General features: G+C 40.1%; 24 protein-coding genes. All 24 read left to right on the top strand.

Annotated features, from left to right (window positions below):
- The first annotated feature begins 8 nt into the window (after nucleotides 1-8).
- The 24 genes from HC179_RS07560 to HC179_RS07445 all read left to right on the top strand — a co-directional run bounded on the left by HC179_RS07560 (nucleotide 9) and on the right by HC179_RS07445 (nucleotide 23,192).
- A complete protein-coding gene (locus tag HC179_RS07560) occupies nucleotides 9-665 on the top strand; it encodes a flagellar biosynthetic protein FliO (RefSeq protein ID WP_168863783.1) in 657 nt (218 codons plus the stop codon).
- A complete protein-coding gene (gene fliP / locus HC179_RS07555) occupies nucleotides 662-1,327 on the top strand; it encodes a flagellar type III secretion system pore protein FliP (protein ID WP_148986495.1) in 666 nt (221 codons plus the stop codon). The genes HC179_RS07560 and fliP overlap by 4 nt, the downstream gene beginning before the upstream one ends.
- Before the next feature lie 13 nt (nucleotides 1,328-1,340).
- Nucleotides 1,341-1,610: a flagellar biosynthesis protein FliQ gene (fliQ, locus tag HC179_RS07550; protein WP_010193366.1), complete on the top strand. Its 270-nt coding sequence runs from the start codon at nucleotides 1,341-1,343 to the stop codon at nucleotides 1,608-1,610.
- Between the two features lie 4 nt (nucleotides 1,611-1,614).
- Nucleotides 1,615-2,391 carry a flagellar biosynthetic protein FliR gene (gene fliR / locus HC179_RS07545; RefSeq protein ID WP_168863782.1) on the top strand — a complete coding sequence of 259 codons (777 nt, stop codon included), beginning with the start codon at nucleotides 1,615-1,617 and terminating at the stop codon, nucleotides 2,389-2,391.
- On the top strand, nucleotides 2,392-3,480 hold the full coding sequence (gene flhB / locus HC179_RS07540) for a flagellar biosynthesis protein FlhB (protein ID WP_168863781.1): 1,089 nt from the start codon (nucleotides 2,392-2,394) through the stop codon (nucleotides 3,478-3,480).
- A 30-nt stretch (nucleotides 3,481-3,510) separates the two neighbouring features.
- Nucleotides 3,511-5,550, top strand: coding sequence for a flagellar biosynthesis protein FlhA (gene flhA / locus HC179_RS07535; RefSeq protein WP_168863780.1), 2,040 nt, complete (start codon nucleotides 3,511-3,513; stop codon nucleotides 5,548-5,550).
- On the top strand, nucleotides 5,547-6,692 hold the full coding sequence (flhF, locus tag HC179_RS07530) for a flagellar biosynthesis GTPase FlhF (protein WP_168863779.1): 1,146 nt from the start codon (nucleotides 5,547-5,549) through the stop codon (nucleotides 6,690-6,692). Before flhA ends, flhF begins: the two co-directional genes overlap by 4 nt.
- Entirely contained in the window at nucleotides 6,689-7,570 is an 882-nt protein-coding gene (locus HC179_RS07525) for a MinD/ParA family protein (protein WP_168863778.1), read from the top strand. Before flhF ends, HC179_RS07525 begins: the two co-directional genes overlap by 4 nt.
- Nucleotides 7,571-7,596: 26 nt before the next feature.
- Nucleotides 7,597-8,679 carry a protein-glutamate methylesterase/protein-glutamine glutaminase gene (locus HC179_RS07520; RefSeq protein ID WP_168863777.1) on the top strand — a complete coding sequence of 361 codons (1,083 nt, stop codon included), beginning with the start codon at nucleotides 7,597-7,599 and terminating at the stop codon, nucleotides 8,677-8,679.
- Nucleotides 8,680-8,690: 11 nt separating this feature from the next.
- Entirely contained in the window at nucleotides 8,691-10,724 is a 2,034-nt protein-coding gene (locus HC179_RS07515; protein ID WP_168863776.1) for a chemotaxis protein CheA, read from the top strand.
- Between the two features lie 27 nt (nucleotides 10,725-10,751).
- Nucleotides 10,752-11,201, top strand: a complete 450-nt coding sequence (locus HC179_RS07510; protein WP_168863775.1) for a chemotaxis protein CheW — start codon at nucleotides 10,752-10,754, stop codon at nucleotides 11,199-11,201.
- 10 nt (nucleotides 11,202-11,211) lie between these two features.
- Entirely contained in the window at nucleotides 11,212-11,829 is a 618-nt protein-coding gene (locus HC179_RS07505; RefSeq protein WP_168863774.1) for a chemotaxis protein CheC, read from the top strand.
- On the top strand, nucleotides 11,829-12,329 hold the full coding sequence (locus HC179_RS07500; RefSeq protein WP_168863773.1) for a chemotaxis protein CheD: 501 nt from the start codon (nucleotides 11,829-11,831) through the stop codon (nucleotides 12,327-12,329). Before HC179_RS07505 ends, HC179_RS07500 begins: the two co-directional genes overlap by 1 nt.
- A 37-nt stretch (nucleotides 12,330-12,366) precedes the next feature.
- Nucleotides 12,367-13,131 (top strand): FliA/WhiG family RNA polymerase sigma factor, encoded by a 765-nt coding sequence (locus HC179_RS07495; protein WP_168863772.1) that lies wholly within the window; start codon nucleotides 12,367-12,369, stop codon nucleotides 13,129-13,131.
- A gap of 63 nt (nucleotides 13,132-13,194) precedes the next feature.
- Nucleotides 13,195-13,665: a DUF6115 domain-containing protein gene (locus tag HC179_RS07490; RefSeq protein ID WP_168863771.1), complete on the top strand. Its 471-nt coding sequence runs from the start codon at nucleotides 13,195-13,197 to the stop codon at nucleotides 13,663-13,665.
- A 158-nt stretch (nucleotides 13,666-13,823) separates the two neighbouring features.
- The gene (gene rpsB, locus HC179_RS07485; RefSeq protein ID WP_060665922.1) at nucleotides 13,824-14,531 is read left to right on the top strand and encodes a 30S ribosomal protein S2; all 708 of its coding nucleotides are present in this window, start codon (nucleotides 13,824-13,826) and stop codon (nucleotides 14,529-14,531) included.
- A 107-nt stretch (nucleotides 14,532-14,638) separates the two neighbouring features.
- On the top strand, nucleotides 14,639-15,520 hold the full coding sequence (tsf, locus tag HC179_RS07480) for a translation elongation factor Ts (protein ID WP_148986475.1): 882 nt from the start codon (nucleotides 14,639-14,641) through the stop codon (nucleotides 15,518-15,520).
- Nucleotides 15,521-15,805: 285 nt separating this feature from the next.
- Nucleotides 15,806-16,528, top strand: a complete 723-nt coding sequence (gene pyrH, locus HC179_RS07475; RefSeq protein ID WP_168863770.1) for a UMP kinase — start codon at nucleotides 15,806-15,808, stop codon at nucleotides 16,526-16,528.
- A gap of 2 nt (nucleotides 16,529-16,530) precedes the next feature.
- Nucleotides 16,531-17,088 carry a ribosome recycling factor gene (gene frr, locus HC179_RS07470; protein ID WP_060665925.1) on the top strand — a complete coding sequence of 186 codons (558 nt, stop codon included), beginning with the start codon at nucleotides 16,531-16,533 and terminating at the stop codon, nucleotides 17,086-17,088.
- A gap of 129 nt (nucleotides 17,089-17,217) precedes the next feature.
- Nucleotides 17,218-17,991, top strand: coding sequence for an isoprenyl transferase (locus HC179_RS07465; protein ID WP_168863769.1), 774 nt, complete (start codon nucleotides 17,218-17,220; stop codon nucleotides 17,989-17,991).
- A gap of 18 nt (nucleotides 17,992-18,009) precedes the next feature.
- Nucleotides 18,010-18,801, top strand: a complete 792-nt coding sequence (locus HC179_RS07460; RefSeq protein ID WP_168863768.1) for a phosphatidate cytidylyltransferase — start codon at nucleotides 18,010-18,012, stop codon at nucleotides 18,799-18,801.
- A 38-nt stretch (nucleotides 18,802-18,839) separates the two neighbouring features.
- Complete coding sequence (dxr, locus tag HC179_RS07455) at nucleotides 18,840-19,991, top strand: 1-deoxy-D-xylulose-5-phosphate reductoisomerase (RefSeq protein ID WP_168863767.1); 1,152 nt, start codon at nucleotides 18,840-18,842, stop codon at nucleotides 19,989-19,991.
- 13 nt (nucleotides 19,992-20,004) lie between these two features.
- Nucleotides 20,005-21,264 (top strand): RIP metalloprotease RseP, encoded by a 1,260-nt coding sequence (gene rseP, locus HC179_RS07450; RefSeq protein ID WP_168863766.1) that lies wholly within the window; start codon nucleotides 20,005-20,007, stop codon nucleotides 21,262-21,264.
- A 242-nt stretch (nucleotides 21,265-21,506) separates the two neighbouring features.
- Entirely contained in the window at nucleotides 21,507-23,192 is a 1,686-nt protein-coding gene (locus HC179_RS07445) for a proline--tRNA ligase (RefSeq protein ID WP_168863765.1), read from the top strand.
- The last annotated feature ends 71 nt before the right edge of the window (nucleotides 23,193-23,263 follow it).

Here is a 23,263-nt window from a genome sequence, read left to right as displayed (position 1 = left end):
TGTCTGTTTTGTATGCCAACAAGATATTACGTAGTTTACTAGTTTTGGCTTTTCTATTTTCACTGCCGATGATAGGTTTTGCGAATGGTCTGGAAAATAGTGTGAAAAACCAACTGGAAAAACAAAAAACTGACCAAACAGAAGGAGAACGGAACACTCCTTCTGAAGTTGAAAAGGATATTTTGGAGCAAAAGCCGCCATCTGTTTCCTTTTTTGATTTTATTAAAATGATATTTGCCCTGCTATTTGTACTGGCGCTGCTTTATGGAGCTTTGAAACTAATCAATAACAGAAATAGGTTAGATAGTGGTCGTTCGGTTGAAAATATTGGTGGGACAAACCTCGGAAACAACAAATCTCTTCAACTTGTAAAAGTAGGAAACAGTGTGTTGGTTGTTGGGGTTGGAGATTCCATTAATCTTTTAAAAGAAATTACAGATGAACAAGAACGTGAACAACTGATTCAGTCCTACCGTGATCGCTCAGAGAATCTCGCCATCAATACGGATAGGCTATCAAGTTTGGTGGAAAAGGTTAAAGGAATGAAGAAAACTAAAAGTAAATCGAGTTTTTCATCACTTTTACAAGATCAATTAGGGCAATTATCTAAAGATCGGAAAACGAAGTTGACGGAAATGGATGATAAGAAGGAGCATGGACAATGACGGAATTCATGGAACTATTTAGTGGGAATGAAGCGTCAACCGTCTCCACATCCGTGCAACTATTATTATTACTGACAGTTTTCTCATTAGCACCGGCGATACTTATTTTAATGACGAGTTTTACGAGGATCATCATTGTATTATCGTTTGTCCGAACATCTCTTGCAACTCAATCGATGCCGCCAAATCAAGTTCTTATAGGCCTTGCTTTATTTTTGACGTTTTTTATTATGGCACCAACCTTTTCACAAGTGAATGATCAGGCACTTCAGCCTCTTTTCAACGAAGAAATTACGCTCGATGAGGCATATGAAAAAGCGAGCATCCCTTTGAAGGAGTTCATGAGCAAACATACAAGACAAAAGGACCTGGCATTATTTATCGATTATGCAGGAATGGAACGACCAGAAAGCATCGAAGATATACCTCTTACCGTTCTGGTTCCGGCGTTTGCCATTAGTGAGTTGAAAACCGCCTTTCAAATCGGCTTTATGATTTTTATTCCCTTCCTAGTTATCGATATGGTTGTCGCAAGTGTTTTGATGAGTATGGGGATGATGATGTTGCCTCCAGTAATGATTTCATTGCCGTTCAAAATCTTATTATTCGTCCTTGTTGATGGTTGGTATTTAATTGTTAAATCTTTATTGCAAACATTTTGAATGAGGTGTAGAAATGAGCCCGGAATTTGTAATATCTATGGCAGAGCGGGGAGTATATACTATTCTATTAATTAGCGCCCCTCTTCTGATACTGGCTTTAGTTGTGGGCTTGATTGTAAGTATTTTTCAAGCAACTACCCAAATCCAAGAGCAGACGCTAGCTTTTATACCTAAAATTGTAGCGGTATTGGTGGGATTGGTTGTTTTTGGTCCGTGGATGCTGTCCAATATGCTTTCCTATGCATTGGAAATTTTCAATAATATTCACAGGTATGTGAGTTAGTCCCATGCTAGAATGGGTGAACTATTTTCCGGCATTTTTATTAGTTTTAACAAGAGTGACAGCATTTTTTGTTACGCTTCCTCTTTTTTCTTATCGGAACGTTCCTTCTACTTTTAAAGTGGGTCTTGGATTTTTCTTTGCACTCGTCATGTCTTTTTCCTTAGACCTTCCGATCGTCGGTATTGATGGGACATACATTTTGTTAGTGATAAAAGAGTTGATGGTAGGTTTGCTTATAGGCCTGGTCGCTTATATGGTTTTATCTGCCATTCAAATAGCAGGAGGTTTTATCGACTTTCAAATGGGGTTTGCGATTGCCAATGTTATTGACCCGCAAACAGGTGCACAAAGTCCAATCATGGGACAGTTCTTCTATATTTTTGCGCTGCTGCTCCTTTTATCTGTAAACGGGCACCACTTAATGATGGACGGGATATTTTACAGCTATGAATTAATAGCGATCACGCAACCATGGATACCACTTGGGGAATCACAAGTGTTTGAATTTATTTTAAAGACAATCAACACGATGTTTGTCATTGCGCTTCAACTTGCCATTCCAATCGTCGGCGTTCTATTTCTCGTGGATGTGGCACTGGGGATCGTTGCTAGGACAGTTCCGCAGCTTAACGTTTTCGTGGTGGGTCTTCCTTTAAAGATTGGGGTAAGTTTTATCACGATTATATTTTCACTCACCATACTTTTCACACTGTTTTATAAGCTGTTTGAACTCATGCTTCATACGATGAGAGGCTTAATGGAATTACTTGGGGGTTTTTAGATGACTAACTTGGTGAGGTTAGACCTGCAATATTTCAGTGGTGAAAAGACCGAGAAAGCTACACCGAAAAAGAAGCAGGATACAAGAAAAAAAGGACAGGTTGCCAAAAGTGCCGACGTGAACACTTCCTTCGTTTTAATTTCAGTCTTTCTATGTCTGTTGGCTATTGGCCCTTGGATGAAGGTAGAGGTCTTACAACTTTTTGAGCATTCCTTCCGTGTTTATTTGCTTGAGGAAGTAACTGTCCAAAAAGTTCATATGATTTTTTTGGAATTGATCATGAAATTGGTTTGGATCGTAGGACCGATTATGCTTGCTGCTTTCCTTGGGGCTGTGATTGCAAATTATCTACAGGTTGGTCCTTTATTTTCAACTGAAGCAATTCACATGAAACTAAATAAGCTAGATCCTATTCAAGGATTTAAACGAATCTACTCTGTACGCGCTATCGTCGAATTTGTTAAGTCTATGTTGAAAATAGTATTTGTTGGGGTCATCACTTTTTCTATTTTGTGGCTGAGTTTAGAAGAAGTGCTGATACTTTCCCAAAAGAACTTACATGAGGCGTTTTCCTTTTTAGGGAGCTTGACCGTACGAATGGGGTTATTTGCTGGAGGAGCATTATTATTTTTATCCATTTTTGATTATTTGTATCAAAAATATGATTATGAAAAGAACATCCGAATGTCCAAGCATGATGTGAAGGATGAATATAAAAAAGCGGAAGGTGATCCGCTTATCAAATCTAAAATCAAGCAAAAACAACGGGAAATGGCGATGCAGAGGATGATGCAGGATGTTCCTCAGGCAGACGTTATCATTACAAATCCAACGCACTACGCTATTGCATTGAAATATGATGAAACTAAAGGAGATGCGCCAATCGTTCTTGCTAAAGGAGTGGACTTTGTCGCCAAAAAGATTAAAGAGAAAGCAAAAGAACATAACATTGCCACAGTAGAAAATAAACCGCTAGCAAGGTCGCTTTATGCACAGGCTGAAATAGGAGATGCCATTCCGGAAGAATTCTTTCAGGCGGTTGCAGAGATTCTGGCGTATGTTTACCGATTACAAAATCAAGTGAAATGATGGTTGGAAGAAAAGGAGAGATAGAAGTCTATGTCAGCTAGAGATTTATCCGTATTACTTAGTGTCATTCTAATTATTGCCATGTTAATTATTCCTTTTTATCCATGGATGCTAAGTATTTTTATCATTATTAATATCTCCCTTGCTCTGATTGTTCTTTTAACAACCATGAATATTCAAGAGCCGTTGCAATTTTCGATATTTCCTTCCTTACTTTTACTACTAACACTGTACAGGTTAGGTCTAAACGTTTCTACGACAAGATCCATTCTGAGTGAAGGTACTGCGGGTACTGTTGTAGAAACGTTTGGAACATTCGTTGTAGGTGGCAATGTCGTCGTTGGACTTGTTGTTTTCATAATTTTGGTGGTCATTCAGTTTGTGGTTATTACAAAAGGCGCAGAACGTGTCTCCGAAGTTGCTGCACGTTTTACGTTGGATGCAATGCCTGGTAAGCAGATGAGTATAGATGCAGACCTGAACGCAGGAATGATTTCCGAACAAGTTGCCAAAGAAAGACGTGAAAAAATTGCTAAAGAAGCGGACTTCTATGGAGCAATGGACGGAGCCAGTAAGTTTGTGAAGGGGGACGCCATTGCAGGGATCATCATCGTGTTCATCAATGTCATCTTCGGTATAGTAATCGGAATGGCGCAGATGGGATTAAGCTTTGCTGAATCTGCTCAAAAGTTTACTCTTCTTACAGTCGGGGATGGGATTGTTTCTCAGATTCCTGCCCTTTTAATAGCAACTGCTACAGGTATCGTGGTGACAAGGGCAGCATCAGAGGGGAATCTTGGTGGAGATATTACGAAACAATTGTTTGCCTACCCGCAGATGCTTTATGTCGCTGGTACCACCATTCTCCTACTAGGAATTGCCACTCCTATTGGGCCTATATTAACGGCACCTATTGCTTCTCTTATCATTGTTGGTGGGTACATGATAAGTAAAAAGCAAAAAGAAGATATTGTGGTGGAAGAGGAAACGGAAGAGGAAGTTGTTACAGATGAACTGAGGAGTCCAGACAGCGTAGTCAATCTTTTATCTGTCGACCCAGTTGAATTTGAATTCGGCTATGGGCTGATCCCACTAGCAGACTCCAAACAGGGAGGAGACCTGTTGGATAGGATCGTCATGATAAGACGCCAATTAGCTCTTGAGCTGGGGTTAGTCATACCTGTTGTTCGCATAAGGGACAATATTCAGCTACAACCGAACGAGTACCGTTTGAAAATAAAAGGAAATGAAGTCGCTAAAGGCGAGCTATTGCTTGATCACTACCTTGCAATGAGCCCAGGAATGGACGAGGACAGCATTGAAGGGATTGATACGATAGAACCCTCCTTTGGTCTTCCTGCTAAATGGATAAGTGAAGATATGAAGGATGAAGCAGAAATGTATGGCTACACCGTTGTCGATCCTCCTTCTGTGGTATCGACCCATATTACAGAAAAAATGAAACAACATGCCTATGAGCTGCTTGGAAGGCAAGAAACAAAACAACTAGTCGATCATTTGAAGGAAAGCACTCCGATTTTAGTAGAAGAGGTAACTCCATCACCACTTTCTATTGGGGATGTACAGAAAGTCCTTGCCAAACTATTGAAAGAAAATGTGTCAATCAGGAACCTGCCTATAATTTTTGAAACGTTGGCAGACTACGGAAAAATGTCAGCAGACACTGACCTTTTAACTGAGTATGTAAGGCAAGCATTAAGTAAACAAATTACCAATCAATATGTTGTAGGAAACGAGACGTTTAAGGTCGTTACATTGGCAGGCAGGGTGGAAAAACTGATTGCTGATCACATTCAGCAAACAGAACACGGGAATTTCTTATCACTTGATCCGAATGTATCGATGGAAATTGTCCAGAAAGTGGGAGAGCAGATGGAACAGTTCTCTGTTTATGAACAATCCCCAATCCTTTTATGCTCGCCGGCTGTCAGAATGTATGTGAAGCAAATGTTAGATCGATATTTGCCGCAAGTACCTGTTCTATCTTATAACGAGTTGGAAGCAAGCATCGAAGTACAAAGCATCGGGGTGGTGAATGTGGAAGGATGAAAGTAAAAAAATATAAAGCTGAGAATATGCAACAGGCAATGCAACTGGTTCGTCTTGAATTGGGTGATGATGCAGTCATCCTTAATTCAAAAGCAGTCAAAACATCAAGGTTTTTCGGGCTCCTTTCCAAAAAAGGAGTGGAAGTGATAGCTGCAGTGGATGAAGAACCGTCTATTCAAATGGTGAAAACTAAGAATGCCAATATGCGTCCCGTGCCGGGAATGCAAGATTCCAAGGATACAATCACTTCTCCAACATCAAAGGGAGAGCAGGATAAACTTTTTGACAGTATTCAGGAAATGAAGAAGATGATGAAAAGCCTAACGAAAGAAAAGCAGCGGGATCCTTTGCTGCCAGATTACTTCTTCCATTTGGAAGAAAAACTCTCAACAACTGATATCAACGCGGTAAAGGTTGAAGAGATAATGGATAGGTTGTATGAGAAGTGGTTGGAAAATAAAACATTGGCTTATAAATCTATGTTGGAGCTAATAGAAGCGGATGTGCTTCAGTCTTTGGAAGAGGTATCGTTTGACCCAAAACCTTACAAAAAGAAATTCATCTGCCTCGTAGGCCCGACAGGAGTAGGAAAAACAACGACATTAGCCAAATTGGCTGCTAACGCCGCCCTTAAAAAAGGGAAATCCATCGGCTTCATTACAACAGATACTTACCGTATCGCAGCAATTGAACAATTGAAAACTTACGCTAGCATATTAGAAGCACCTATAGAAGTCTGTTATTCTGCCGAAGATTTTTTAGCTGCCAAAAACAAGCTTTCCCATTTGGATGTCGTCTTCATAGATACAGCAGGAAGAAATTTTCTAAACGAACGTTTTGTAGAAGAATTGAAGGAAGTACTCAATTTTAGAGAAGAAATGACCACATTTTTGGTATTATCTCTTACCTCTAAATTGTCTGATATGAAAAAAATAACGGATCAGTTTTGGAATGTGGGAATCCACCAATTCATTTTTACCAAAAAGGACGAAACAACCTCGATAAGTTCCATGTATGAGATTTCTAGGGTGTATAAAAAAGGGGCTGCGTTTGTAACGGACGGTCAAAATGTTCCTGAGGACCTTATCCCGTTCACAAAAGAACTGATGGTCCGCTCCATCATGGAGGAAATTCAAGAATGAATGATCAGGCAAGAGCGTTAAGGGAACAAGTAAAAGAATCAAAGAGACAGCCTGAAGAAGAAATTACGAAAAAAAATGAAGCCAGGGCCATTGCAGTGATGAGCGGAAAAGGTGGTGTCGGCAAGTCGAACTTCTCTTTAAACTTTTCCTTAACTCTTCAAAAAAAAGGCTATAAGGTATTACTTTTTGATATGGACATAGGGATGGCTAACATAGACATACTGCTGGGAGTAACTCAAAGATATAGCATTCTGCACCTTTTTGAACGTAACCTTTCTCTAGAAGAAATTGTTCAGAAAGGTCCAGAAGGATTATCTTATATTGCCGGTGGTTCAGGCTTAAAGGATATTTTCCATTTTGATGAACAAAAACGAAACCACTTTCTCTCTCAACTGCAACGGTTGTCCTTTCAATATGATTACATTATTTTTGATATGGGGGCAGGAATTACAAGTGAAAGTTTACAGTTAATCTTGGCATGTAATGAGATAATACTGATTTCAACATGTGAACCTACCGCTATGACGGATGCCTACTCTGCCATGAAATTTATTCACAACCACGACCAGAATATACCTTTTCAATTGGTTGTCAATCGTGCAGTAAGTCTTAAACATGCGATAAATACCGCTATGAGGCTACAATCCGTCACTCAACAATTCTTAAATAGAAACCTTTCCCATTTGGGGTCGTTGCCTGACGATAAAAATGTGACGTTAGCTGTAATGGAACAAACTCCATTTGTAATAAGATTTCCCAACAGTCATGCAAGTCGTGCCGTCCGTGACATTGCAGCCAACTACATACATGGACGTGATACAACTACCATCAAGAATACGAACACATTTATACATAAGCTTCGACGACTGTTCGGTTAGGTTTATGGGAGAGGAAGGGCTGTAACATGAAAAAAGTGAAAGTACTTATTACAGATGACTCCATATTTATGAGAAAGCTATTATCCGAGCTGCTAGAGAAACATCCCAAGATAGAGGTAATAGCTACCGCTAAAAACGGAAAAGAAGCTATTGAGAAAATAAAAGAGTATTCTCCAGATGTTGTCACCCTGGATGTAGAGATGCCCCAAATGAATGGCTTGCAGGCACTGGAGGTCATTATGAGGGAACACCCGGTTCCTACAATTATGCTATCAAGTACAACATCAGAGGGTTCCTTAAATACAATCATTGCAATGGAACAAGGCGCAGTTGATTTTGTTGCTAAACCATCTGGTGCCATTTCGCTGGATATACATAAAGTGAAAGAAGAACTCATCAACAAAATACTGTTGGCGTCTAAATCAAACCTGTCACTTTTCAAGCAATCTATTAAAAAAGAGAAGGAAATACTTTCCTCCCATAATTTTTATAGTAAAATAGACCTATTAGGAAAACGCCGTAAGGATGAGGATGCATTGGTCTGTATCGGGACATCTACTGGTGGACCTCGGGCGTTGCAAACACTCCTTTCCACGCTTCCAAAATCTTTTCCTGCACCGCTTTTTATTGTGCAGCACATGCCAAGACATTTTACCAAGTCACTTGCTGATAGACTTAACACCTTGTGCAATATCACAGTACTTGAAGCCGTACATAATCAAAAAGTAGAAACGGGAACCGCCTATATCGCACCTGGAGATTTTCATATGGAAGTGATAAAGCGTGCCGGAAGCCTATATATTCACCTTCATGATGCTCCGCCTAAAAGAGGTCATCGTCCTTCTGTAGACATGTTATTCCAATCTATTAGCATTCTGGAAAACTACCAAAAAATTACCGTGTTACTTACAGGAATGGGGAATGATGGGACAGACGGATTAAAGCAGATAAAGGAAAGAGCGGCTACAGAAACATTGGCTCTTGCAGAGTCAGAAGAATCTTGCATCGTATTTGGTATGCCAAGGGCCGCAATACAATCAGGTATGGTAGATGAAGTACATCATTTGAAAGATATGTCAAAGAGAATTAACCAATATATTTTGTCATAGGGGTGCAAGGAATGGACTTAAACCAATATTTAGATATTTTTCTAGAAGAGAGCAAAGAACATTTGCAAACTATCAATAATCAGCTATTAGAGTTGGAGAAACACCCTGCAAACATAGAGATTGTTAACGAGATATTCAGATCTGCCCATACTCTTAAAGGTATGTCTGCCACAATGGGGTATGATGATCTGGCCAGCTTGACTCATCAAATGGAAAACGTACTTGATCTTATCCGTAATGAAAAATTGAACGTTACCACCAACCTGTTAGACATCGTATTTCGTTCCGTTGAATACTTAGAGGAGATGGTGCTTTCTATTTCAGAAGGCGGAAACGGGAAAAAAGATGTCAGTGAAGTGGTGTCCCTTCTTATAAAAATTGAGAAGGGGGAAGAATTCTCCTTGCCAACTACGTCTGCTGATCAATCAGCTTCAGAACATACTTATGATTCTTATGAAGTTACCATCTTGCAACAATCCGAGGAACAGGGATACACCCCATATGAAGTAACGATATCTCTTAGACCAGATTGTTTATTAAAAGCCGCAAGGGTGTTTATGGTATTTGAAGTGGTAGAGGGGATGGGAGAAGTAATCAAATCCTACCCTTCCGTCGACCTTCTAGAGGAAGAGAAATTTGAAGATAGCTTCCAAATCACAATGGTAACAAAAGAAGAAGTAAGTACTATTAAAGAAAAAATAATGAAGGTATCTGAGCTTGAAAAGGTAACGGTTAATAAGCTAGATACGCAACTTCTTGCCGCGTTCGACTCAGAAAGCTCCGTAGAAGTTGCAGTGGAAGAAGTGATAACAGCACAAGCAGAAGTTGCCCCAACATCAGCTGTATTGGAAAAAAAGGAAGACAAGCCCACTTCAGTCAAGGCAACACCAGGATCCAATAAAACAATCCGTGTCAGTATTGACCGATTAGACGGATTAATGAATTTGTTTGAGGAACTTGTAATAGACAGAGGGAGATTAGAACAAATCTCTAAAGATCTGAACGAACCTGAATTAATTGAAACAGTGGAGAGAATGTCCCGGATCTCTAATGATTTACAAAATATTATCTTAAACATGCGTATGGTTCCAATAGAAACAGTCTTTAACCGTTTCCCTAGAATGGTAAGACAACTTGCGAGAGACCTTGGTAAAAAGGTGGACATTGAAATTATCGGCGCGGAAACTGAGCTTGATAGAACCGTGATGGATGAAATAGGAGATCCCCTTGTTCACTTATTGCGCAACGCGATTGACCATGGCATCGAGACACCTGAGGTTAGAAACAGTAATGGAAAGCCAGAAGAAGGAAAAATAACGCTCAAAGCTTATCATAGCGGAAATCATGTTTTTATTGAAATAATGGACAATGGTGCCGGTATCTCGAAAGAAAAGGTTCTTAATAAAGCCATCAGTAAAGGGGTCATTTCTCAACAGGAAGGGGAAAGGTTAACCGAACAAGAAGTATATCAACTTATCCTTTCTTCTGGTTTTTCCACCGCAGAAGTGATTTCTGATATTTCAGGTCGCGGTGTTGGACTTGATGTTGTGAAAAACACAATAGAGTCATTAGGCGGGAAGATCACCATTGATTCTCTTGAAGGTGTAGGCACAACATTTTCCATCCAGCTTCCGTTAACGCTCTCCATCATTTCCGTTTTACTAACGGAGATAGAGAATGAAAAATATGCAATTCCTTTGTCTTCTATCATAGAGACTGCCATCATTAAAAAGGATGAGATCCTAACGGCACATAATCAGGAAGTCATTGATTTCAGGGGGAAAATCGTACCGGTCGTATATTTAGAAAAAGTCTTCCAAGTGCAAAAGGAGCAAGTAGAACGGCCAGATTTATATTCACTTGTTTTAGTGAAAAAAGGCGAAAAAATAGCCGCGCTAGTGGTTGATTCCTTTATCGGACAACAAGAAGTAGTACTGAAGGGTCTAGGACAATACCTGAACTCAACCTTCGCAATCAGCGGAGCAACTATCCTCGGCGACGGCCAAGTAGCCCTAATCGTAGACTGTAACGCTCTAATTAAATAAATCATAAAAGAACAGGAGGCATCACTGATGGAGGCAACCGAAAAGAAATTAAAGCTAATCGTATTCGAACTCCAAAAAGAAGAATACGCAATACCAGTCCAACAAGTACGTTCCATTGAAAAACTTTTGCCAATCACACGTGTTCCCAACGTACCTCCACATATAAAAGGAGTCATCAACTTAAGGGGCGTCATCACTCCAATAGTGGACTTGCGCACAAGGTTCAACCTTGAGGAAAAACTGGAATCAGAGGCTTCTCGCATCATCATCACCGTAGTAGATGAGCATGAAGTAGGATTTATTGTAGATGCTGCCAATGACGTAGTGGATATTACAGAAGAGGCAATCGAACCTGCTCCCGAAGTGGTAGGCTCTGTAGAAAATAAATACGTTCAAGGTGTAGTGAAAATCGATAAAAGACTATTCGTGTGTCTAAATCTAAATGAAATCCTGCAGTTAGATCAATCTAAAGTTTGAGGCCGTATAGATGAATAAATTTAACGAATTAGATCTTTTAAAGGAGTTAGGGAATATAGGGGCAGGCAATGCAGCAACCGCATTATCCCAACTACTTAATAAAGAGATAAATATGAATGTCCCCTTAGCAAAAATTGTTTCTTTTAATGAGATGATGGACTTGATGGGTGGATCAGACAGACCTGTAGCTGCAGTCTTTCTAAGGATGGAGGGCGAATTATCTGGAAGCTTGTTCTTTGTTTTATCATTGGAAGATGCGACTAAGCTGATAAACCAACTGATTCCTGAGAAAAAAATAAGTGTGGATGAACTTCCTTCACATGAACTTGGCCTTTCCGCTTTGCAAGAGCTGGGAAATATAATATCTGCACATTATCTGACTGCGTTATCTGAGTGCATCGGGCTTAGTGTTACACCTTCTGTACCAGAAGTCACCATTGATATGGTTGGAGCAATCGTGGTAACTGGTCTTTTGGAGATCTCCCAAGTCAGTGACCATTCCATTTTTATTGATACAGAATTGACGGAAACAACAGATAGCCAGGTAGAGAAAACGAAAGGCCATTTTTTCCTCATTCCTTATCCGGATTCATTTGAAAAAATAGTGTCAGCGTTGGGTGAAGGATAATGATGAGTGTAGAATCAGTCATTAAGGTTGGTATTGCAGAAATGGGAATAGCGAAAGCTCCCCAACTAATTCGAACTGCCGGCCTTGGGTCATGCGTAGGCGTTGTAATATATGACACCACGACCAAGATTGCCGGAATGGTCCATATTATGCTTCCCAATTCAAATCTGACAAGACAGGTTCCCATCAATGCAGATAAATATGCAGATACAGGGATCCTGCATCTTGTTGACACTCTTATTCAAAAAGGAATCAAGTCCTATAGCATGAAAGCCAAGATTGCAGGCGGAGCTCAGATGTTCCAGTTTAGCAGTGCGAGCGCTGACATGATGAGAATTGGACCGAGAAATGTAGAAGCGGTAAAGGAGAAACTAGCCGCCTTACATATTCCATTGATTAGTGAGGATTGTGGGGGAAACAATGGAAGAACCATTGAATTTAATCCTGAAAACGGGAAGTTAATGATAAAAGCCGTTAATAAAGGAGTATGTTACATTTAACCGCTTTCGGTCTTAGGAGTATATTAGGAGGAAAGCCATGACTACTTCAACTTCAAACAAAGATTCCCTCTATTGGGATCTTTGGAAAACAAAAAAAGATCCTGACGCAGGGGACTATTTAGTGAAAAAATATATGCCTCTTGTTCATTATCATGTTCAGCGAATTTCAACAGGATTGCCTAAAAGTGTGAAAAGGGAAGAACTGAAAAGCTTGGCATTTGTAGGTTTATTTGATGCCATTGAAAAATTTGACCCGTCACGCGAATTGAAATTCGATACGTATGCTTCTTTTAGAATAAGAGGATCAATTATAGACGGTTTACGAAAAGAGGACTGGCTCCCAAGAAGTGTAAGAGAGAAGGCAAAAAGAATTGAGTCCACTCTAGAAAAACTAGAACAGAAACTGATGAGAAACGCTACCTTGGAAGAAATTGCAACTCACCTGGGCATGCCGGAAGAAGAAGTCTCCACTGTTATGCATGAAGTCTTTTATTCAAACATACTGTCGATGGATGAGATGCCAAAGGAAAACGATGAACAACCCCAGGGGGCGTATGTTCTCAAAGATGAAAAGGTTATTTCTCCAGAAGAAGAATTAATCAGGTCGGAACTCATCCGTCTACTAGGAGAACAGATTGAGAACCTAACGGAAAACGAGCAAATAGTAATCAGTTTATTTTATAAAGAAGAATTAACTTTGACAGAGATTGGACAAGTTTTGGGACTTACAACATCCCGCATATCCCAAATTCATTCCAAAGCTATCTTTAAATTAAGAAAACAATTAAATCCTATACTGTAACATTTTTTGGCCGCCTGTTGTCCAACCAGGGCAACAGGCAAATGATATAAGGGTTGTGAAGACATGTTAATAATTTTTACTATTGTAAATTTCGCACTCATACTTCTTGCGATTTTTTTTATTATTTTACTTTTTATAAAGACATCCAAAGTTCAACAGCTAGAGCAAGAATACCGTACCCTGCTTCAGGAAGCAGAAGATACCATCACAAGCTACGTATTGGAATTAAAAGAAGAGAATAATTCCTTTCTGCAGAAGCTGTCAAAACCTAGCCCTATTCCCTCAAATAAAAGAGAAAGGTTTGACACTAGGGAGGACGTCCTTACTGAAACAGACTTAAAGGAATTTTTGACGCAACAAAACGTTAAGGAAGAAAACCAGGGAGCTTTGGCGGAAGAGGTGCCATTTGAAAATTGGACATTGAAAGATCAAGTGTTGGATCTAAGTGAAAAGGGGCTTTCTGGCTCTGAAATTGCCAAAAAACTTAATAAAGGGAAAACAGAAATTGAATTGTTGTTGAAATTTCGACAATGAACCCTATTTAGAACTTGATTGTCAAAAGTGATTATGATATATTTATTTTCGGTGTTATAAATTCACACGTTTACCGATCTGAGCATTGGTGCTGATTCGTCAGTTTTGCTTGGAGATGACGTTGACGGAGGAAAAAAAACCATTAGGAGGAATATAACATGTCAGTAATTTCTATGAAACAATTATTAGAAGCTGGTGTACACTTCGGTCACCAAACTCGTCGCTGGAACCCAAAAATGAAGAGATACATCTTCACTGAGCGTAACGGCATCTACATCATCGACCTTCAAAAAACTGTTAAAAAGGTTGAAGAAGCTTACAACTTCGTTAAAGAACTTGCAGGTAACGGCGGAACAGTATTATTCGTTGGTACTAAAAAGCAAGCTCAAGATTCTGTGAAGGAAGAAGCAGAACGTTCTGGAATGTACTATGTTAACCAACGTTGGTTAGGTGGAACTTTAACTAACTTTGAAACAATCCAAAAGCGTATCTCCCGTCTTAAAGCAATTGAAAAAATGCAAGAAGACGGTACTTTCGAAGTACTTCCTAAGAAAGAAGTTGTAATGTTGAAGAAAGAGCTTGAGCGTCTTGAGAAATTCTTAGGCGGAATCAAGGACATGAAAGGTCTTCCTGATGCATTGTTCATCATCGACCCTCGCAAAGAGCGTATCGCTGTTGCAGAAGCAAGAAAATTAAACATCCCTATCGTTGGTATCGTTGACACTAACTGTGATCCAGACGAAATCGATGTTGTAATTCCTGCAAACGACGATGCTATTCGCGCGGTTAAACTATTAACTGGTAAAATGGCAGACGCTATCTTAGAAGCTAAACAAGGCGAAGAGACAGCTACAACTACTGCATAATTTGATTGAAGAAAAGGTGATAAGAGGGGAAAGCCTTTTATCACTTTTTTTTGGAAAATATGACATTCGTAAAAAAATACTTACATATCCTAAGGAGGAAATGAACAATGGCTGTTACTGCTCAAATGGTAAAAGAATTACGTGAAAAAACTGGCGCTGGCATGATGGATTGCAAAAAAGCGTTAACGGAAACAAACGGAGACATGGAAAAAGCAATCGATTTCTTGCGTGAAAAAGGTATTGCTAAAGCTGCTAAGAAAACAGACCGTATCGCTGCTGAAGGTCTAACTGCAATCGTAACGAAAGGAAACGAAGCAGTAATTCTTGAAGTAAACTCCGAGACAGACTTCGTTGCGAAAAACGAAGGCTTTAAAACACTTGTAAACGAACTAGGTGAATTCCTTATCTCCCACAAGCCTGAGTCTGTAGAAGCTGCTCTTGAAGCTAAAATGGACAACGGTGTTGCGGTTTCTGAACACATCAACTCTGCAATTGCTAAAATCGGTGAGAAATTAACTCTTCGTCGCTACACTATCGTTACAAAAACGGATGCAGACGCATTCGGTGCTTACTTGCACATGGGCGGACGCATCGGAGTATTGACTCTTCTTGAAGGTACTACTGATGAAGCTGCTGCAAAAGACGTTGCTATGCACATCGCTGCAATCAACCCTAAATACATCTCTCGTGACGAAGTTTCTCAAGAAGAAGCAGACCGCGAGCGCAAAGTATTAACAGAACAAGCTCTAAACGAAGGTAAGCCAGAAAACATCGTAGCTAAAATGGTAGAAGGCCGTCTTGGAAAGTACTTCGAAGATATCTGCCTACTTGACCAAACTTTCGTTAAGAACCCTGACATGAAAGTACGTCAATTCGTAGAAAGCAAAGGCGCTACTGTAAAATCCTTCATCCGTTACGAAGTTGGAGAAGGAATCGAAAAACGCCAAGACAACTTTGCTGAAGAAGTAATGAGCCAAGTTAAAAAATAAGAGGAACAACATATATAAAAGGGGAACACTTATGTGTTCCTCTTTTTAGGAAAAATATTTTATAATGATTCTGTTAAAGTTTAAGTATTAGCTCTTTAAATATCCTAGCTGTTGATTGGAGCAAAAGGCGAAGACTCCTGAGGGAGATAGCGCTAGGTGGAGACCCCGCAGGCTTGCCGAGGAGGCTCCAGCAGCGCCCCTAGGAAAGCGAAGCCATTTGCGGAAATCAACAGCGGAGTTTAACAGATTCGCAATCATTAAACCCTTTTATTAATGGAGGTTACTATGGCTCAAGCTAAATATCAACGTATCGTACTAAAACTAAGCGGAGAAGCTCTTGCAGGTGATCAAGGCTTCGGAATCAACCCATCTGTCATCAAATCCGTATCCCAACAAGTAAAAGAACTAACCGAACTAGGAGTAGAAGTAGCAGTCGTAGTTGGCGGCGGTAACATCTGGAGAGGAAAAGTCGGCAGTGAAATGGGTATGGACCGTGCATCAGCAGATTACATGGGCATGCTTGCAACTGTTATGAACTCCTTAGCACTTCAAGATAGTTTAGAGAACTCCGGTGTGCAAACACGAGTTCAAACATCCATTGAAATGCGTCAAGTTGCTGAACCTTATATTAGAAGAAAAGCAATTCGTCACTTAGAGAAAAAACGTGTCGTCATTTTCGCAGCAGGAACAGGAAACCCATACTTCTCCACAGATACAACTGCAGCGTTGCGTGCGGCGGAAATTGAAGCGGACGTCATTTTGATGGCGAAGAACAATGTTGATGGAGTATACAGTGCAGATCCTACTATCGACGCGACTGCAACAAAGTATGATACATTATCTTACCTAGACGTCTTACGTGAAGGACTAGCTGTTATGGACTCTACTGCTTCATCTTTATGTATGGATAATGATATTCCAATTATCGTTTTCTCCATCATGGAAGAAGGGAATATTAAACGAGTAGTTTTAGGTGAAAATATCGGAACGATTGTGAGGGGGAAATAATTATGGCAAATCAAGTTATTACTCAAACAAAAGACAGAATGGAAAAAGCGGTACAAGCTTACTCCAGAGAATTGGCAACAATCCGTGCAGGTCGTGCAAGTGCAGCTTTACTTGATAAAGTGACAGTTGACTACTATGGTGCGCCGACTCCAGTCAACCAATTGGCTTCTTTAAATGTCCCTGAAGCAAGACTGCTTGTGGTACAACCTTACGATAAAACATCATTAGGTGATATCGAAAAAGCGATCATCAAAGCAGACCTTGGATTAAACCCATCAAATGATGGTACAGTAATCCGTATCTCTATCCCTGCTCTGACTGAAGAACGACGCAAAGACTTAGTAAAACAAATCAAGAAAATTTCTGAAGAAGCGAAAGTTGGTATCCGCAACATTCGCCGCGATGGAAATGATGATTTGAAGAAATTAGAAAAGAACGGAGAAATCACAGAAGACGAGTTACGCGGCTATACGGATGACATCCAAAAGCAGACTGACGCGTTCATCGCCAAAGTTGATTCCGTTACAAAAGAAAAAGAAAAAGAAATCATGGAAGTATAAGCGATTTACATGTAAAATAGAAAGATGGAAAGACCCTCTAATGTTTACAGGGGGTTTTTTTGTTAATACTGTTACTATAAATGGATAGACCCTATAGGTACGTCTGTTTATTTTTAATGGAGGATTTTTATGCTGAAGAAAATACAAGAGTGGAGAGGCAAAGAAACCTCTAAATCGCTTAGCTTAAAAGAAGAAATAATGAACCACCCCATCCCTGAGCATATCGCCATCATCATGGACGGAAATGGACGGTGGGCAAAAAAACGTGCCATGCCGAGAATAGCTGGGCATCATGAAGGTATGAAAACGGTAAGAAAAATCACCAAGGCTGCCAATAGCCTGGGGGTAAAAGTTTTGACCCTGTATGCTTTTTCGACTGAAAATTGGAAACGACCAAAACTCGAAGTAGATTTTCTGATGAAATTACCAGAAGAGTTCCTCGGTACATTCTTGCCAGAATTAATGGAAGAGAATGTACAAGTACGACTGATGGGGAATAAGTCTGATTTACCGGAACATACGCTTCGAGCTGTTAACAATGCAATGGAGAAAACGAAGGATAACACTGGACTTATTCTTAACTTTGCTTTAAATTATGGGGGACGCGATGAAATTCTCCGTGCAGTAAAGGATGTAGCTGCCGATATCAAAGATAACGCACTTACAACCGACCAATTAACAGAAGAGATGTTCTCAGAATATCTTTTCAGCAATTTATTACCGGATCCAGATCTTTTAATACGTACAAGCGGTGAAATACGATTAAGCAATTTTATGCTGTGGCAATTGGCGTATGCAGAATTTTATTTTACAGATGTACTATGGCCTGACTTTGAAGAAAATGATTTATATGAGGCAATTAATAGTTTTCAAATGCGCGGGAGAAGATTTGGTGGTATATAAGAAGGTGTTGGACATACAATGAAACAAAGAATTATAACAGCTGTTCTTGCAGCAGCAGTTTTTTTACCAATCGTAATTTACGGCAAGCTCCCATTTGTTGTCTTTATCTATTTTTTGGCGACAGTCGGACTATTTGAAGCAATGAGAATGAAGCGTTTGTCTTTGGCAAGTGTACCAGGAGTGCTGTCATTGTTACTTCTATGGTTTCTGATGATACCTTCAAGCATGTATGAGGCAGATTCGCTAATACTTTCAAAAATGGATTTTATCCTGCTTATCGCCCTTTTGCTATTATCGTACACGGTCCTTTCTAAGAACAAGTTTACATTCGATGATGTTGGATTCCTGTTAATTTCGACTATCTATGTTGGTTTAGGATTTTATTATTTCATAGAAATTAGAGAACTAGCGTTAGCGTTCGTGTTCTTTGCTTTATTCGTTATTTGGACTACAGATTCAGGGGCCTATTTTATCGGAAAGTCAATGGGGAAGACGAAATTATGGCCTGAAATCAGTCCAAATAAAACAGTAGAAGGATCTCTTGGTGGAGTTATTTGTGCGATTGTTGTGGCATTAATTTTCCACTTTGTTGTTGATTTTGAACACTCGCTTTTCATCACCATTATTATTGCCAGCCTTTTATCCATTTTTGGACAAATTGGCGATTTGGTGGAATCTGCACTTAAAAGACATTACAAGATTAAGGATTCAGGTTCTATTTTACCTGGTCATGGTGGGATATTAGATCGCTTTGATAGCCTTCTTTTCGTATTGCCGCTATTGCATTTTATACATATCTTTCTTTTCTGACACATTGTAGGAGAAGGCTTTTGGAGAGGTGAGTGTTGGTGAGGAAAATAAGTCTATTGGGAGCATCAGGCTCAATAGGAATACAAACAATAGAAGTAATTAGGCAACATAGCGACCAATTTCAGCTACTAGCTTTCAGTGTGGGTGGAAATATCAAAGTCGCACAAGAATTGATAAAGGATTTTAATCCGCTTGTGGTCTCGGTCCAAACAAAAGAAGATTGTGAGGCGTTAAAAAGTCAATTCGCTTCTACAGATATCCGGTTTGTTTTTGGCGAGGAGGGGTTAATTGAAGTGGCAACCCTCCATGAAGCAGATGTGTTGGTTAATGCTGTGATGGGGAGCGTGGGGCTCGTCCCTACCCTACATGCCATTGAAAATAAAAAGGTGATAGCACTTGCTAACAAGGAAACCCTCGTCACAGCAGGTCATATCGTGATGGAGGCAGCTAGAAAGCATCAAGTTCCTATACTTCCTGTAGACAGCGAGCATTCTGCGATTTATCAATGTCTTCAAGGGGAAAAAGAAAAAAACATTGAGACCATTATTCTCACAGCATCAGGAGGAAGCTTTCGCGACCGAACGAGACAACAGCTTGAAGGTGTAACAAGGGAAGATGCACTCAATCATCCAAACTGGTCGATGGGCGCCAAAATAACCATTGATTCTGCTACCATGATGAACAAGGGATTGGAAGTAATCGAAGCTCATTGGCTGTTTGATATTCCTTATGAAGATATACAAGTTGTTTTGCATAGGGAGAGTGTCATCCATTCGATGGTAGAGTTTCATGATACCAGTATCATTGCCCAGCTTGGAACACCAGATATGAGGGTACCCATCCAGTACGCACTGACATACCCGGATAGATTGGCTCATCCAACAGGCAAAAGGTTGAACTTTATGGATATTGGAAAGCTCCATTTTGAAAAAATGGACTTTGATCGTTTTCGATGTTTACAGTATGCATTTGATGCAGGAAAAGCAGGGGGGACCATGCCTACTGTGTTAAATGCAGCAAATGAGATTGCTGTTGATGCGTTCCTTAATGGAAAAATAGAATTCCTTGCCATCGAAACATTTATTGAAAAGGCTATGTCCAAGCATTCCATACAGTTAAATCCTGATTTACAGACCATTAAGGAAGTGGATTTAGAAACTAGAAACTATGTTCGTTCACTAATAGATTAGAGGTGGATATCTAGTGAATACCGTAATCGCGTTTATTATTATTTTTGGAGTACTTGTTTTTGTCCATGAACTTGGACATCTTGTATTCGCCAAAAGAGCCGGGATACTTTGTAGAGAATTTGCAATAGGGTTTGGTCCAAAGGTGTTTTCTTTCAAGAAAAATGAAACAGTCTATACAATAAGGCTACTTCCTATTGGGGGGTTTGTTCGTATGGCTGGCGAAGATCCCGAAACCATTGAAATTAAACCAGGCTATCATATTGGCCTCTTGTTCAACTCTAAGGGAGAAGTCAATAAAGTAGTAGTCAATAATAAAGATAAACACCCTGATGCAAAAGTTATTGAGGTAGAATATGCAGACCTGGAGAAGGAACTTGTCATCAGAGGATATGAAATGAATGAAGAGGAAGTCTTAAAGGAATACAAGGTAAGCGAGGAATCGTATTTTGTCATGGACGGGCAGGAAATACAAAATGCCCCTTATAACAGACAATTCGGATCCAAGACACTAGGCCAGCGTACGATGGCAATATTTGCCGGACCTATGATGAACTTTGTACTGGCCTTTTTCATCTTCACATTCCTAGGGATGGTACAAGGATACCCGATCAATGAGTCCGTAATTGGCGAATTGACTCCTGATGGAGCTGCACAGGCTGCTGGTCTTCAACAAGGTGATAGAGTGGTTGCAATTAATGATTCAGAAGTTTCGACCTGGGAAGAAGTAGTTAAAATCATTCAAGAGAATCCTGGTGAGGAACTTGATTTCTTGATCGAAAGAGAAGGTCAATCCGAAACGATCGCAGTTACTCCTAAAGCAGAAACTATTGAAGGTGAAACTCGCGGAATAATTGGTGTTTACATGCCTATGGAGCAGTCTTTCTGGGGATCTTTCCCGAAAGCTGCCTCTGAGACCTATAACTGGTCGAAAGAAATCGTGGTAGGGTTGGGTAAATTGATCACGGGTCAATTCTCCCTAGACATGTTATCTGGTCCTGTAGGTATTTATAAATCGACAGAGGTTGTCGCAGAATCTGGTGTATTCCTTTTAATGAGATGGGCTGCGGTCCTTAGCATCAATTTAGGTATCATCAACCTTCTGCCAATTCCGGCATTGGACGGTGGAAGACTGATGTTCTTCGCAGCAGAAGCAGTTAGAGGGAAACCGGTTGATCGTCATAAAGAAGGACTTGTCCACTTTATCGGCTTTGCACTGTTAATGCTGTTAATGCTTGTTGTAACATGGAATGACATTCAAAAGTTCTTCCTGTAAAATAGAAACATAAGCACATGGACTTGCATCATGAAATGTGGTGCAAGTTTTCTTTTTTAACTCCCTGATGACTTCCGTTCCAGGTGTTCGCTTTCCGCGGGACGATGCTTGAGCCTCCTCACTTCGTTGCGGGGTCTCAACCAACCGTTATCCCCCGCAGGAGTCTCACACCTTGCACTTCAGTCAACAGGGGAAAATTGCAAATTACATAAATTTAATAGAAAAGGTTATGGGGTGCAGAAATGAAACAAAGTAACATGCTAATTCCAACACTAAGAGAAGTCCCAGCAGACGCGGAAGTTAAAAGCCACCAACTACTGCTAAGAGCCGGATACATCCGACAAAACACAAGCGGTATTTACAGCTTTCTGCCACTTGGAAAAAAAGTGTTAAAGAAAGTAGAAGACATTGTCAGAGAAGAAATGGAAAACGCAGGTGCAGTGGAATTACTAATGCCAGCAATGCAAGCTGCTGAACTATGGCAGGAATCAGGAAGATGGTATTCCTACGGTCCAGAATTAATGAGATTAAATGACCGTCATAACCGTGAATTCGCCCTTGGAGCTACCCACGAAGAAGTAATAACAACACTTGTCAGAGATGAAGTGAAGTCTTATAAAAAGCTTCCATTATCACTTTATCAAATTCAAACAAAATTCCGTGATGAAAAACGTCCGCGCTTCGGACTATTAAGAGGGCGCGAATTCCTTATGAAGGATGCGTATTCGTTTCATGCAAATGCAGAATCATTGGATGATACATACGAAAAGATGTTCACAGCCTATTCCAACATTTTTACAAGGCTTGGACTAAACTTCCGTGCTGTAATTGCTGACTCAGGAGCAATGGGTGGAAAGGATACACACGAGTTTATGGTGTTATCTGAGATTGGTGAAGATACCATTGCATATTCTACGGAATCTTCCTTTGCTGCAAATATTGAAATGGCTCCGGTCCTTGCAAATTATGAAAAGAAATCGGAATCTGCACGTGAAATGGAAAAGGTGAATACTCCGGACCAAAAAACGATTGAAGAAGTGGCAAGCTACCTGCAAATGGAGAAATCCGACTTAATCAAATCCATCGTCTTTAAAGTAGATGAGAAATTTGTTCTTGTATTAGCAAGAGGTGACCACGAAATCAATGACATAAAGGTCAAAAACTTCTATCAGGCTTCTGTCGTGGAGACGGCCACTGCTGAAGAAGTTCAAAAGGTGATGGGATGTGCTATAGGTTCACTAGGTCCAATAGGGGCACCTGAAAGTGTTGAAATCATTGCAGATACAGCTGTGGAGTATATAGTTAACGGTGTAACTGGAGCGAATGAAGAAGGCGTTCATAACATCAACGTTAACCCAGGTAGGGACTTTAGCGCACAATATACGGACTTGCGATTTATTAAGGAAGGAGACCTGTCTCCTGATGGACAAGGCGTCATTAAATTTGCAAAAGGCATTGAAGTAGGTCACATTTTCAAACTTGGTACCCGTTACAGCGAAGCAATGGGAGCAAACTTCCTTGATGAAAACGGAAGAAACCAACCAATGATCATGGGTTGCTATGGTATTGGAGTATCTCGTGTGCTTGCTGCAATCGTAGAGCAGTATCATGATGAAAACGGAATTGTGTGGCCAAAAGCAGTAACCCCATTCGATGTTCACGTCATTCCTGTAAATACAAAAAATGAAGCTCAAGCTTCTTTGGCAGAAGAAATTTACTCTGAACTAAGGAATTCTGGAATGGCTGTGCTGTTGGATGATCGCCAAGAACGTCCTGGTGTTAAATTCACTGACGCTGACTTGATTGGACTTCCTGTCCGAGTGACAGTTGGTAAAAAAGCAGAGGAAAAAATCGTGGAAGTCAAGTGGAGAGAAACAGGGGAAATGGAAGAACTATCTGTAGAAGAATTAATACAAAAACTACGTTAGAATATAGTACAATAGGTATGAATATTAAAAGGAAGGTACCCCATATTGGTGGTACCTTCCATTATGTCCTA

The sequence above is a fragment of the Bacillus sp. RO1 genome, assembly GCF_012524115.1.
Taxonomy (GTDB): Bacteria; Bacillota; Bacilli; order Bacillales; family Bacillaceae_I; genus Sutcliffiella_A.
This window is presented reverse-complemented; position numbering and strand designations above follow the sequence as displayed.